This is a genomic window from Desulfovibrio sp. (assembly GCF_019422935.1).
Classification (GTDB): Bacteria; Desulfobacterota; Desulfovibrionia; order Desulfovibrionales; family Desulfovibrionaceae; genus Desulfovibrio.
On record NZ_JAHZCJ010000001.1, the window covers coordinates 529,241 to 542,493 of the forward strand.

Genomic DNA, 13,253 nt, shown 5'->3' on the forward strand with positions numbered 1-13,253 from the left:
AAGTTGGGCCGGGCTGTGCAGTACATTATATAATGCGCGCCAGCCTCAGACGTGCCTTTGTTCTCTCTATTGGCCGCGCAGGTAGCGCACGGCATTCACAAAAATGAGCGTACCGGGGGCATCCAGCTCGCCGCGCGTCCAGCCGGGGTGGTTGGTCACGTGGTGGAAGGCCTCGGGGTGGGGCATAAGGCCGAGCACCCGGCCGGTGGGATCGGTCAGGCCCGCAATGGCAAGGGTGGAGCCGTTGGGGTTGAGCGGATATTCCTGCGTAGGTTTGCCCGTTGCGGGGTCTGCGTATTGCAGGGCGATGAGGTTTTCTTCCTCCAGGCGGCGCAGGCAGTCCGCATCGCGGGCAACGAGCTTGCCTTCGCCGTGGCGCACGGGCATGGAGAGCAGGGGCAGGTTTTTGGTGAACACGCAGGGGCTTGCCGCATTGGGCAGCAGATGCACCCAGCGGTCTTCAAAGCGGGCGGAATCGTTGTTGCCCAGTGAAACCTGGCGCTCAAAGCGCTGGCCGCCAAGGGCAGGCAGCACGCCCAGCTTGACCAGCAACTGAAAACCGTTGCAGATGCCCAAAATCAGCTTGCCCTCATCCAAAAACTCGCGCAAGCTCTGCAACAGGGCTGCGCCCGCGTCGTCCTTGAGGTAACGCCAGCGCATGGCCGCAGCCTGGGCCGCGCCGAGATCGTCGCCATCCAGAAACCCGCCGGGGAAAATCAAAAAGTGATAGTCGGCAAGGCGAACCTTGGCCGCCACCAGATCGGAAAAATGCACCACATCGGCCTTGTCGGCACCGGCCAGACGGGCCGTGTGGGCTGTTTCCATGTGCGAATTTGTACCGTAGCCGGTGATGACCAGTGTGTTGACCGTACCCATGCGGGGGAAGCCTCCTTGGCTTTGCAACGCGGATAATCCCGGCCATGCCTTGCGGTGTGGGCCGGACGTGCTTTTGCCTTGGGAACCTTGGCTGACCCGCGCCGGGCATAACAGATGACCGGCGCGCGGGCCGCTTGTGGTGGGCACGCACGCTGAAAAGGGAATAACACATTACTTAGCTTGTTTTACTTAGTCAATGCTAGCCAAAAAATTCAATTTGGGTTAAGACTGTTTGGTTGAACTATTCAACATACCCAAGTACAGGTGGAAGTGCATGAAAACTAAATACATTTTTGTGACGGGCGGCGTTCTGTCGTCGTTAGGCAAGGGCCTCGCGGCTGCGTCTTTGGGCGCGCTGCTGCAAACGCGCGGGCTTACGGTAACCATCCAGAAGCTTGATCCTTACATCAATGTTGACCCCGGCACCATGAACCCGTTCCAGCACGGCGAGGTCTTTGTTACCGATGACGGCGCGGAAACGGATCTGGATCTCGGGCACTACGAACGTTACCTTAACGTGCCCATGTCGCGGAAGAACAACACCACTTCCGGTGCCATTTACAACCACGTTATCGCCAAGGAACGTCACGGCGATTACCTGGGCGCCACGGTGCAGGTGATCCCGCACATTACTGATGAAATCAAGAGCGTGGTGCTCTCCCTTTCCGATGGCGAGGACGCGCCCGATGTCGCCATTATCGAAATTGGCGGCACCGTGGGCGACATCGAAGGCCTGCCCTTTCTTGAGGCCATCCGTCAGTTACGTTCCGACCTTGGGCGCGACAACTGCCTGAACATTCACCTTACCCTGGTGCCTTACCTGCGCAGCGCTGGCGAGCACAAGACCAAGCCCACCCAGCACAGCGTCAAGGAACTGCTCTCCATCGGCATTCAGCCCGACATTATTCTGTGCCGCTGCGAGCAGAGCATCCCCGAAGAACTGCGCCGCAAAATTGCCCTGTTCTGCAATGTGGATCAGGACGCCGTGTTCTCTTCGGTGGACGTGAACAATATTTATGAAGTGCCGCTCAAGTTCTATGAAGAAGGCTTTGACCAGAAGGTAGCCATCATGCTGCGCCTGCCCGCGCGCAATGCCCACCTTGAAGCCTGGGAAAAGCTCGTGAGCGACTGCGCCAACCCCAAGGGCAAGGTCACCATTGCCATTGTGGGCAAGTACGTTGACCTCAAGGAAGCTTACAAGAGCCTGCACGAAGCCCTCATCCACGGTGGCGTTGCCAACCGTGTTGAGGTGGAGCTGCGCTACGTCAATTCCGAAAATGTGGACGAAAGTAATTGCGCGGAATCCTTCAAGGGCTGTCACGGCATTCTTGTGCCCGGCGGCTTTGGCTACCGCGGCGTGGAAGGCAAGATTGCCGCCATCCGCTATGCGCGTGAAAACAACATTCCCTTCTTCGGCATCTGCCTTGGCATGCAGTGCGCGGTTATCGAATTTGCCCGCCACGTGGCAAACCTTGATGACGCCAACTCGGAAGAATTCAACCCGCTTTCTGACCACAAGGTTATCTACCTTATGACCGAGTGGTTCGACTTCCGCACCAAGAACGTTGAAAAACGCGACGCGGGTAGCGACAAGGGCGGCACCATGCGCCTTGGCTCCTACCCCTGTAAGGTGCAGCCCGATACCAAGGCCTTTGTGGCCTACAAAAAGGGCATGGTTGATGAACGCCACCGTCACCGCTACGAATTCAACAATGCCTTCAAGGAAATGCTGGGCGAAAAGGGCATGGTTTTCAGCGGCACCGCCCCTGACGATTCGCTTGTGGAAATCATTGAGCTGAAGAACCACCCCTGGTTCCTTGGCTGCCAGTTCCACCCCGAATTCAAATCCCGGCCCATGAACGCGCATCCGCTGTTCCGCGAATTTATCGGAGCGGCGAAAAAGTTCGCCAAGGTGTAATTCGCGGCGTTAACGCAGCGAGGCTTATTGGTTTTCACCACGCTTGGGTATCGCAAAATCGCGCAAAAAGGGGAGGGCATTGCCTTCCCCTTTTTTGGTGCGCAGTTTATTTTCAGCGGCGCAAAAACTGCGCCAAATCTGGGTTTTTGACGCGGGCAGCCCGTGCCTCAGGATAGGGATGCCGCGAACCTGATCTTGCAACTGTTAGCTATTGCATAATTTTTGCAGATGTGGCACAGTACTTGTAAACAGATAATTCTATAGTCCTATGGCTAGTTAAGGCAAAAGAGTACACATGGCACTGGAACTACGGCAGCAACTTAAGCTGTCACAGCAACTGGTAATGACCCCGCAATTGCAGCAGGCAATCAAGCTGTTGCAACTCTCACGCGTGGAACTTCTGGAAACTGTGCAGCAGGAGCTGCTTGAAAACCCCTTTCTCGAAGAATCTTCACTTACGGACGATGCCTCCCAGGAGCAGCACGACGACAGCCGCGAAGCGCCCAAGGAGGAAGTGTACGACAGGGAACTGGCCAAGGACGCCGACTGGGAAGACTACCTCGGCGAGTTTGCCAGCACACCCCGCCTTTCGCAGTCACGCGAATTTGAACTTGCCGAAGAAATTTCGCCCCTTGAAGCCCGCTATGCGGCCAAGCCCACCCTAGAAGGGCATCTGTTCTGGCAGTTGCGCCTTTCTTCGCTGACAGAAGAGCAGAAGGGGATTGGCGAGGTCATCATCGGCAATCTCTCCTCCGCCGGGTATCTGCAAGCCAGCATTGAAGAAGTGGCAGAAATGGCCCAGGTTGCGCCCGAGGCCGTGTTGCCCGTGCTTGAAAGGGTGCAGCTTTTTGACCCCATCGGCGTTGCCGCGCGTGATGCGCGCGAATGCCTGATGGTGCAGATCAAAAGCCTCAACTACGCCCGCGACCCCATCCTCGTGGAGCTGGTAGAATCGCACCTTGAAGACCTCGAGGCCAAGCGCTACAAGCCCCTGCTGCGCAAGTTCAAGCTCGATATGGAAGAGCTCAAGGAGTATCTGGATATCATTCAGAGCCTTGACCCATTGCCCGGCGCAAGTTTTGGCGGCGGCGAGCCAACTTACGTAAGCCCCGATGTATTTGTGTACAAGATGGGCGACGAATTTGTGATTTTGCTCAATGATGACGGCCTGCCCCAGTTGCAGCTTTCGGCCATGAGCCAGATGAATATTGGCAGTTCGGATAAGGAAAAGGACTACTGCTCCGAAAAGATCCGTTCCGCCTCATGGCTTATCAAGAGCCTGTATCAGCGCCAGCGCACGCTTTACAAGGTTATGGAAAGCATTGTGCGCCATCAGCAGCCATTTTTTGAAGACGGCGTGACCAAGCTCGCGCCGCTCATTCTCAAGGATATTGCTGACGATATCAGCATGCACGAATCAACGGTGAGCCGCATTACCACCAACAAGTATGTGGCAACGCCCCACGGCATCTTTGAATTGAAGTTTTTCTTTAACAGCGGCCTTGAACTCGATGACGGAAGTCAGGTAGGCTCAGAAAGCGTCAAGGCTCTGATCAAGAAATTCATCTCTGAGGAAGATACCCGATCCCCCCTCAGCGATGAGCGTATCGGCGAAATGCTCAAGGAGCGTCTCAAGGTCAATATTGCGCGGCGCACGGTGGCAAAATACCGCACGGCGCTTGATATTCCATCTTCGTCAAGGCGCAAGGAGCATTTCTGATTCCCCGTCGAGTGGCTCAATACTTAGGAGGAACTTATGAACATCTCATTTGCTTTCAAGAATTTTGAAGCCTCCGAACATCTGAAGAAGTATGCCCGTCGCCGCATGGAAAAGCTGGGACGGTTTTTTGGCAAGGCCTCTGGCCTTGAAGTTGCCGTTGTGCTGACAGTCGATAAGTTCCGCCATCGCTGCGAAGTGACCGTTACAGGCGAAGGCCTGCACATCAACGCCACGGAACAGACCTCAGACATGTATGCAGCCATTGACCTTGTGACAGACAAGGTTGAATCGCAGATCAAGCGCCAGGTGGCCCGGGTAAAGGCCCAGCGGCGGCATGCCCGTAATACGGATGTGGACGTGTTTACCTACAACCTCGATGCCGAAGCCGACGTGCAGCAGCCCGCTGACGGCACCGACCGCCTCGCCACCAAGCCCCTGCATCTGGATGAAGCGCTCATGCAGCTTGATTCCATCGGCAGCGAGTTTCTGGTGTTCTTTAACGCAGAAAACAACCGCATCAATGTGGTATACCGCACCAAGGTGAGCGGCTATGCCCTCATTGACCCCGTGTTGTAATCATTCATAATGGGGGGGCGGGCTGGCAACAGCTCGCCCCCGTTCAGGCGCACCCCCCCCTGCCGTTTGCCGCGCAATGGCCCTTACCCGGCTTGAGCGCGGCGCGGATTTGGCAACGTCCGTCAGAAGCCTGTGGCGCATAACCCCGGCTGCAAACGGCGATCTGACCCCGAAGAGGCGAATGTCATGAAGGATTCCGCGCAGATACCCGCCACAGATTCCACCCTTGCCGCACAGCCTGATGCTGACGCGCCCGTTCCCGGCGTGGATGTGCAGGTGTGCATTGTCACGGGCCTTTCCGGCGCTGGCAAAAGCACGGCGCTCAAGGTTTTTGAAGACATGGGTCACTTTGTGGTCGATGGGCTGCCGGTGAGCCTTGTCATGGAAATGGTGGACATGATGTCGCGCCCCTCCATGAGCCACTTCAAGGGCATCGCCCTCGGCATGGATCTGCGCCAGAGCAATTTTGTGGAAGACATCAACGACTGCCTGAGCATGCTCGCGGGCAAAAACATCCGCCCCATGCTGCTTTTTCTTGAGGCCAACAATCAGGAACTCATTCGCCGCTATGCCTCGACCCGCCGCCCGCATCCGCTGGAGCGCGAGGGCATGGGCCTTGAGGCGGCGCTTCTGGCAGAGCGCAGCAGTCTGCGCCCCCTGCGCGAAATGGCTGATCTGGTCATCGACACTTCGCGTTTTTCTATCCACGACCTGCGGCGCGCCATCCAGAAGCGCTGGAGCGGCAACAAGGGCAAGCTGCGGGCCATCAGGGTCAACGTGATTTCTTTCGGTTTCAAATACGGCGTGCCGCGCGAGGCTGATCTGGTTTTTGACCTGCGCTTTCTGGCAAACCCCTATTTTGTGGAAGAGCTGCGGCCCATGAGCGGCAAGGACAAACCCGTTGCCGACTATGTGTTCAATTCGCCCCATGCCCGCGAATATCGCGACAAGCTGGTTGATCTGCTGTTTTTTATGCTGCCGCTCATGGAGGCCGAAGGCCGCTACCGCATAACCGTGGCCGTGGGCTGTACCGGCGGCCGCCACCGCTCGGTGGCAATGGCCGAAGAAATTTTACAGGCGCTGCGGCAGGCTGATTATCCGGCTTTTCTGGAGCATCGGCACCTTGAACTTGGCTAAAAAAGCTGGCACGTTCTGTTGCGTGAGGTTGTCATGACGGACGAAAACAAGAAGACTCAGGTTGGAATCATTCTGGTTTCGCATGCCGACTATGGTTCGGCCATGCTGCGCACCGCCGAATTCATACTCGGGCAGCAGAGCGATTGCAGCTCCATCAGTGTTGACGTGGCGCACGAGGTTTCCGAAACCGTTCGCCGCCTTACGGACGCAACCCAGCGGCTCGACAAGGGCGCGGGCGTCATTATTCTTACGGATATGTTTGGCGGCACGCCCACCAATCTTGCGCTTTCGCTGCTGGCAACCCATAAAGTTGAGGTTGTTACCGGCGTGAACCTGCCCATGCTGCTCAAGGTGTTTACCTCGCGCGACAAGGAGCTTGAGGAAGTGGCCCGCATCGCTGGCGAGGCAGGCGCAAAAGGTATTGTGGTTGCGGGCAGCATGCTGCGCAACAAAGCCCGTGACAAAGCCGATAGCTAGTATGTGGTTTCGCGTGGACAATCGCCTGGTTCACGGCCAGGTCATCGAAGCCTGGTTACCCTACACAGGGGCGCGACATCTGGTGGTAGCCAACGACGAACTTGCGGACGACATAATGCGGCAGCAGATAATTGAACTGGCAGTGCCGCAGCGCGTGATGACACACTTCATCAACGTGAAGGAACTGGCGGCCACGCTCAATTCCTGCGGTGATGACTGTTTTGTGCTGTTTGCCAATTGTCAGGATGCGCGGCGCGCCTGTGACGCGGGCATCCTCATGCAGGTGCTCAACATGGGCAACCTGCATTACGCGCCGGACAAGCTACAGGTGCTGCCCCATGTGGCCCTTTCCGCACAGGACAGGGAAGACCTGCACGTTATACAGGATCATCTTGTGCAGCTTGATTTTCGCTGCGTTCCCACAGAGACTGTTCGAGGCCCCAATGATCAACTTTTCTGATGTATTCGCTGCTGGGGCTCCCTACGCTTTTTTTTTGCCCTGGCTGGCGCTGCACGTTCAACCTGCATCGTTGGCCTTGTAGACCGCCCCATCTGTCTTGCCCTGTTCGCGGGCTTTTTTACCGGCGACTGGTCGCTGGCTCTCCCCCTTGGCATAATCATCGAACTGCTCTGGCTTGACGCTCTGGAACTTGGCAGCGTGGTGCCGCCTTATGGCAGCCTGAGCTTTCTGTTGGTGTTTCCCCTGTGCAGGCAGTTTGGGCTGGATCAGCCCGGCATGGCGCTGTTGCCGCTCATACTTGCAATGATGGCGGCCTACACGGCGAGCTGGTGTGAACAGCGCCAGCGCATCAGCCTCAACCCGATGGTGGACGCTGTGGTGGCGTGGGGGAGCGGCAGCGGGGGAGTATCGCCGGGCCGCGTTATTCTGCGGGCCGGGCTGTGCCGTGTTTTGTGGCAGTCGGCGCTGTATATTGTGTGCTTTGGGCTGATTTATATGCTGCTGGCGGTGCTTTCGGCACATCATGCCATACCGGCCCTGCGGGCGGTGACGTGGTCGGCCCTGTATGTGGCGGCCCTGCTTGGAGCGGTGCTGTCGCTGCGCACACGGCAGGCCTATGCCGTGCTTGTGGGTACGCTGGGCGCGCTGGCCCTGCTCATTTGGGGTGGCAACTAGAAGCGGCGCAACTGAGAAGTGGCGGCAACAGGGTAGTGGGCGGGTGGAGAAACTGCTGCGGTTCGGCTTGGCCGCGCATTCGTCTTGAGTTACGCGGCCCCCCTTGCGCCTACCGGGAGAGCGACAACCTCCTAAGTTGTAGACTGCCTGTTGCAGGCCATAGTTGCGGGGAGTCCGGCAATTATCGGCACCTGGCCTTTTCCCCCGCCAGCGTAACTTGGATTCTTACCCATGCCACGCGCGGCAAAAGTGCCAGCCATGTACAAGATGCTTGCTGCCTGTGGAACCGTAGACGCCTAGCTTGACATGACCCTAAAGAATTACTACAAAATTCGGATTGCGCTCGTAGCTCAGTTGGATAGAGCGACAACCTCCTAAGTTGTAGGCCACAGGTTCGATTCCTGTCGGGCGCACCATATTTAAGGGCACATGAAGATGATCTTCATGTGCCCTTTTTGCCTTTGTACTAAGTCGTGGTGGTAGAATAAAAAATTTCAATTTCAATAATGCTTGATGATTTGTAAAATCCCGTAAGTTTTTTTAAAAATACATAATAATATTTTAAAAATATAGCATGTAATATTCTAATTTTGTTCGCTAAAATAGTAATATTAGATATTTTTTATCATATAAGTTGGTTGAACTAATTTATATTTAAAATATATTACGCCTAAAGACAGAAGTTTTGTGCTGCGAGGGCAACTCACAAGATATTTTGTCTTAATAAAAAGGAGGTGTTTATGAAACATGGCACTTCCATAAAAAAGTTTATTGCTGCAACCCACTTAACTTATATTATTTATGAAAGCAATTTTTGAACTTTTATTGATGCAGTCCTCAACTTCTTTCGGATTCTGTGGGAACTTGAGACTCCTTCAGGGTTTAAGTTCAGACCTTTTGGCTTAAGCGTAGCTGAGTAAATAATAAGGCGGCAGTAATTAAACTTTTCCACTACTTGTAGTGGTTTTTTTGTTGGTACTGCATAAAACATATGTAAATGGAGAAAAAATGAAACTGTATAAAATTAAAATCCAAGGATTTCGAAGAATATACAATGCCGAAGTCGTATTTGGTGATGCTACGTTCTTAATCGGATCAAATAATGTTGGGAAAAGTAGTGTATTTGCAGCAATAGAGCATTTATTGAAGCCTGGAAAGTCTTCAATTAGCGTTGATGATTTTCATCAATGTATTGATGATGAAGGAAATCAATGTAGTTTGACTGACACTATTGTTTTAGAGGGGGAGTTTCGTGACGTTCCTGAGGAAGCGAAAGAATGGCGTGGATTCAGAGGCCGACTGTTGCCTTATGTTGTGCCCCAAGGAAGCAACGAATCTGGATTAAGCATAATATATAAAAAGACATTCAAGATTGATAGCCTTGATCCGACTGTAGAAGTCTTATCGTATAAGAGAAATCCTGCGCCAGGTTTTGATTCTGCAAATAGTATTGAAGATTTGATTGCTGCTGGAATGACTCCGGAAGGTGCAATAGATTTTTTCGGAAAAGACTCTGGTAAACTTTCACCCAAGCAAAGAGTACTACTTGAAGAGTATAATAATGCTTGGGTCACTGAAAATAGTGAGCCTTTATGGGTCAGCAATCCTGGTGGATTTTCTGCAATTTTTGCGTCAAAGCTTCCAGTGTTTATTTCTATTCCAATTGATGATGGGCGATTACAAATAACAGAAAAAAGTGGTGCTCTTGAAAAAATAATGAATGAATTATTTAATGAAGTTAGAAGTGTATCTGAAAATTATAAAAAGGCTGAAAAATATCTTCAAGATCTGTCACTTGAGCTTGATCCATCGGATGAAAATACGCAATTTGGAATGTTAATGAATGAATTGAATGATGTTTTAGGGAGTGTCTTTGATCAGGCACAATTTTATGCAAAGGCAGACTTATCAAAAGCTGAAAATGTAATTAAACCTTGTTTTCAATATTCAATGTCAAGTAACGTAAGAACTCCAATTCCCTTACAAGGATCAGGAATGATCCGTTCTGCTGTTTTTGCTTTACTAAAATTTCGGCAACAATGGTTTTCAGCGCGTGGAAAAGAACCAACACGTGGATTTATAATCGGTTTTGAAGAACCTGAGATATACTTGCATCCGAATGCTGCTAATCAAATGCGTGATACTATATATGAACTTACTAAAGGTGACGTTCAGATTGTGTGCACGACACACTCCCCTTTCATGGTCGACCTGAACAAAAAAGAACGGCAGGTTTTGAATTGCTTGCGCCATGATGGAACTGGAATTTGTTGTAACCCATTTTCAATTACAGAAAAGTTTTTAGAATTACAAAATGATGATAGGCAATATATTAAAATGTTGTTACGAATGGATGATTATGCTTCTCGGATATTTTTTGCAGAATATATTGTTATTGTTGAGGGTGATACTGAGGAAATAGTCTTTCGTGAAACCATTCGTAGAATGCCAGAAGCAATACGTAAGAAAATTTATTCTTGCGTTCAAATTTTTAAGGCGAGAGGTAAACCAGTTATAATCTCACTTGTAAAATACCTTCAAGCATTTGGTATTAAGCCTTTTGTAGTGCATGACGCTGACACCGGTACAGCTGGAGCGGAACTGTTTAACGATAAAATTATGGAAGCTGTTGGTGATCGTGATTTTGTGTTGCTTTTACACACATGTATTGAAGACGAGTTGGGGTATCCTGCTCCTACTAGTGATAAGCCATTTAAAGCATATCAGCATGTAACTAGCTGGGGGCAGACATGGGATGATGTTCCAAAAAGTTGGAGGAAAAAGATGCAAAAAGTATTTTCAAAATATTTTAACTAAATGAGGTGCAAGACATTCCCTCACCCCTTCTGCAACCAAGCGCAGAGCTTCTGGTAGAGCAGCGACACTGAAACGGGCTTGGCGATAAAGTCGTTCATGCCAGCCTCGATGCACAGTTCGCGGTCTTCGGCAAAGACGTTGGCAGTCATGGCGATAATGGGGATTGTGGCCCCTTGGGGAAGCAGCCGTATCTGCCGTGTGGCTTCCAGGCCGTTGATGTGCTGCATCTGCATATCCATAAGAATCAGATCATAGGTAGTGGCCTGCACCCGCTCAAGGGCCTTGCCCCCGTCCTCTGCCAGATCAACGATAAAGCCCACATCTTCCAGCAGGCCTGCGCAATCTCGCGGTTGATAGGCTCATCTTCCACCAGCAGAATGCGCTTGCTGCCAAGCTTTTGCCGGATGGTGCGTTCCGCCTCCTCAGCGCTGACTCTGGTCGGTTCGTTGACCGGGGGCGCGTCTTTGCGCAGCACGGCAGTGAAGCGAAAGAGATTTTTTGCTGCGGGTTGTTTGTCTTTTTAGGCTTCGGCTGCGGAACTATATTTTTGCCTTTGGCTCCGGATTTTATTTTAACGTAGTTTAACAAAGAACGAAATAGCTTGAGGTGGAACGTTAAAGCATATGTATTTTTGATTTCCTCAGCGTATACTGTGTGTTGTATTGTAAAGGTCTGATTTTTTCACAATATGAAGCAAGCAATCTCAGATAGATGTGTATTGAAATCGTCTACATACTTGCCAACACGATATGACTATACTAATCTTTAGCAAGATTTTTTGACTCATCAGCGTTAGCAACTCCAGGCTTAGGGATAACCATTCTGAGAGGTGCCAGATGCAGCAAAGTCGCAGAAAATTCCTGTCTCTTTCATCTACAGCGGTCATGCTCGCAATCGGAGCTGACCTTGGCTTTGGTGGCTTACTCCAAGCCGCGACCTCAAATTTCAGTTCTGCTCAGCTACCAGTTCCGGGCAAGTCGGGCCTCTTTGGGCTGCTCGCCCCTGAAGAAAAAGTTACTCTCACGGCAGCGGAGGTAAAAGGAGCACTTCCCGCAACTGGCGCGCCCATGCTTGCCTATTCTGCCCAGTATAAAGGAGAGTCATACCTGAACCCTATCCTTGTATTGCGCAAAGGGCAGCCTTTTGAAACGACGCTAGTAAACGGCCTTGATGAGCCAACCATCATTCATTGGCACGGCGTGGACTGCCCCTGGAAACAGGCAGGGCATCCATTGTACGCCATTGGGCCGAAGAGCAGTTATGAGTATTCTTTTCCAATCACAAATCGGGCCGGTACCTACTGGTATCATCCACATCCCCACGGTCTGACGGCAAAACAGGCATACATGGGCTTGGCTTCTTTCTTCATAGTACGCGATGATGAAGAAGAAACCTTTGCCAAGGAATTTGATTTCCGCCTGAGCGAGACAGATATTCCCCTTGTAATTCAAGACAAGCGCATCACCCACGATGGACGCCTGGATTATTCTCCATCCAAGGACGATTTGATGATGGGTTATCTGGGAGATACCATACTGGTCAACGGCCAGAGCAACCCCACACTCAAAACTTCCACACGTTTGTACCGCTTCCGTCTGCTCAATGGATCCACCGCCCGCATCTACAATCTTTCGTTTGTTTCAAGCGGCAGGCAGCTTCCCTTCCTGCTGATAGGCAACGATGGCGGTTTCCTTCCTGCACCACAACAAATTGACGGACTCTTCCTCTCCCCTGGTGAACGCGCGGACATACTGCTGGATATGAGCACCCTGACCACAGGCCAGGAAATCTTTCTTCAAAATATGCCCTTTGATCCCATGCATAATGAAGGAGAAATGATGGGAATGAGCGGCATGATGAACATGGAGCATTCAACAGGCGCAGCTTCCATGAGCCACGCGAACGGCAGCGGGAACCCGCATGCTATGGGCGCTGGTGGACATGCCGAAAGTCACGGTGGTCTGGGCGAGGGCAGCACTTACCCCGTTTTGAGGCTGCTGGTGGATGAAAAGGTTACTTATGACAGAAAATCACCAACGATTCTTTCTGGCATCCCCGCCCCCCGCATTGAAGGATTTGATCGCCCCATAAGTTTGGCCATGAGGCATATGGGCGGCTGGACTATTAATGATCACACTTTTGACATGAACCGTTCGCCCATAGTTGTAAAAAAACGTGGCCCTGAAATTTGGCGTATCAGTAATGCCAAAGCCAGTATGCCCCATCCCATGCACCTGCATGGATACTTTTATCGTGTGCTGGAGAGGATCGGCAGTCCCACGCAAGTAAAAAATCGTGCTGTGGATGCTCAGGGCCGTCTTGCTACAGATATGGGCTATAAGGATACCGTGCTGGTCTGGCCTGGTGAGACCGTTACTGTGAGCATTGATTTTTCCAACCCACAATATCCTGGGGAGCAACTGTTCCTCTTCCATTGCCATAATCTTGAACACGAAGACCAGGGCATGATGCTCAATGTCAGGGTGGTCTAGTCCGCAGGCCAGCCCAGCTTAAGCCGATGCTGGTAGGCACATCCGGTAGTCGTAAGCTGGGGCTGGACATTTCATAGCATTTTGATATGTAATGAAGGTGGATTT

General features: G+C 51.9%; 11 protein-coding genes and 1 tRNA gene. 10 read left to right on the forward strand and 2 right to left on the reverse strand.

All coding sequences use genetic code 11. The features are described from left to right. Window positions 1–66: 66 nt before the first annotated feature. A complete protein-coding gene (locus QZ383_RS02255; RefSeq protein ID WP_227118514.1) occupies window positions 67–876 on the reverse strand; it encodes a phosphoribosylformylglycinamidine synthase subunit PurQ in 810 nt (269 codons plus the stop codon). A 274-nt stretch (window positions 877–1,150) separates the two neighbouring features. Between QZ383_RS02255 and QZ383_RS02260 the strand changes: the two genes are divergently transcribed. From QZ383_RS02260 to QZ383_RS02300, 9 genes are all read left to right on the forward strand, one after another. After that, entirely contained in the window at window positions 1,151–2,794 is a 1,644-nt protein-coding gene (locus QZ383_RS02260) for a CTP synthase (RefSeq protein ID WP_291442648.1), read from the forward strand. A gap of 295 nt (window positions 2,795–3,089) precedes the next feature. Continuing rightward, window positions 3,090–4,514: an RNA polymerase factor sigma-54 gene (gene rpoN / locus QZ383_RS02265; RefSeq protein WP_291442649.1), complete on the forward strand. Its 1,425-nt coding sequence runs from the start codon at window positions 3,090–3,092 to the stop codon at window positions 4,512–4,514. A gap of 36 nt (window positions 4,515–4,550) precedes the next feature. Further along, the gene (raiA, locus tag QZ383_RS02270) at window positions 4,551–5,090 is read left to right on the forward strand and encodes a ribosome-associated translation inhibitor RaiA (RefSeq protein WP_291442651.1); all 540 of its coding nucleotides are present in this window, start codon (window positions 4,551–4,553) and stop codon (window positions 5,088–5,090) included. 186 nt (window positions 5,091–5,276) lie between these two features. After that, window positions 5,277–6,227, forward strand: coding sequence for an RNase adapter RapZ (gene rapZ, locus QZ383_RS02275; RefSeq protein WP_291442652.1), 951 nt, complete (start codon window positions 5,277–5,279; stop codon window positions 6,225–6,227). Between the two features lie 33 nt (window positions 6,228–6,260). Continuing rightward, window positions 6,261–6,704: a PTS sugar transporter subunit IIA gene (locus tag QZ383_RS02280; protein WP_022657414.1), complete on the forward strand. Its 444-nt coding sequence runs from the start codon at window positions 6,261–6,263 to the stop codon at window positions 6,702–6,704. A gap of 1 nt (window position 6,705) precedes the next feature. Further along, window positions 6,706–7,164: a PTS sugar transporter subunit IIB gene (locus QZ383_RS02285; protein ID WP_291442654.1), complete on the forward strand. Its 459-nt coding sequence runs from the start codon at window positions 6,706–6,708 to the stop codon at window positions 7,162–7,164. A 198-nt stretch (window positions 7,165–7,362) separates the two neighbouring features. Next, window positions 7,363–7,839 carry a hypothetical protein gene (locus QZ383_RS02290; RefSeq protein WP_291442656.1) on the forward strand — a complete coding sequence of 159 codons (477 nt, stop codon included), beginning with the start codon at window positions 7,363–7,365 and terminating at the stop codon, window positions 7,837–7,839. A 339-nt stretch (window positions 7,840–8,178) separates the two neighbouring features. Further along, window positions 8,179–8,255, forward strand: a tRNA-Arg gene (locus tag QZ383_RS02295). Between the two features lie 592 nt (window positions 8,256–8,847). Next, a complete protein-coding gene (locus QZ383_RS02300) occupies window positions 8,848–10,656 on the forward strand; it encodes an AAA family ATPase (protein WP_291442657.1) in 1,809 nt (602 codons plus the stop codon). Between the two features lie 20 nt (window positions 10,657–10,676). On the opposite strand, the gene QZ383_RS02305 is transcribed toward QZ383_RS02300, so the two are convergent. Then, window positions 10,677–10,988, reverse strand: a complete 312-nt coding sequence (locus QZ383_RS02305; protein WP_365860908.1) for a response regulator — start codon at window positions 10,986–10,988, stop codon at window positions 10,677–10,679. Window positions 10,989–11,492: 504 nt separating this feature from the next. On the opposite strand from QZ383_RS02305, the gene QZ383_RS02310 reads away from it, so the two are divergent. Further along, a complete protein-coding gene (locus QZ383_RS02310) occupies window positions 11,493–13,148 on the forward strand; it encodes a multicopper oxidase family protein (RefSeq protein ID WP_291442659.1) in 1,656 nt (551 codons plus the stop codon). Window positions 13,149–13,253 lie beyond the last annotated feature (105 nt).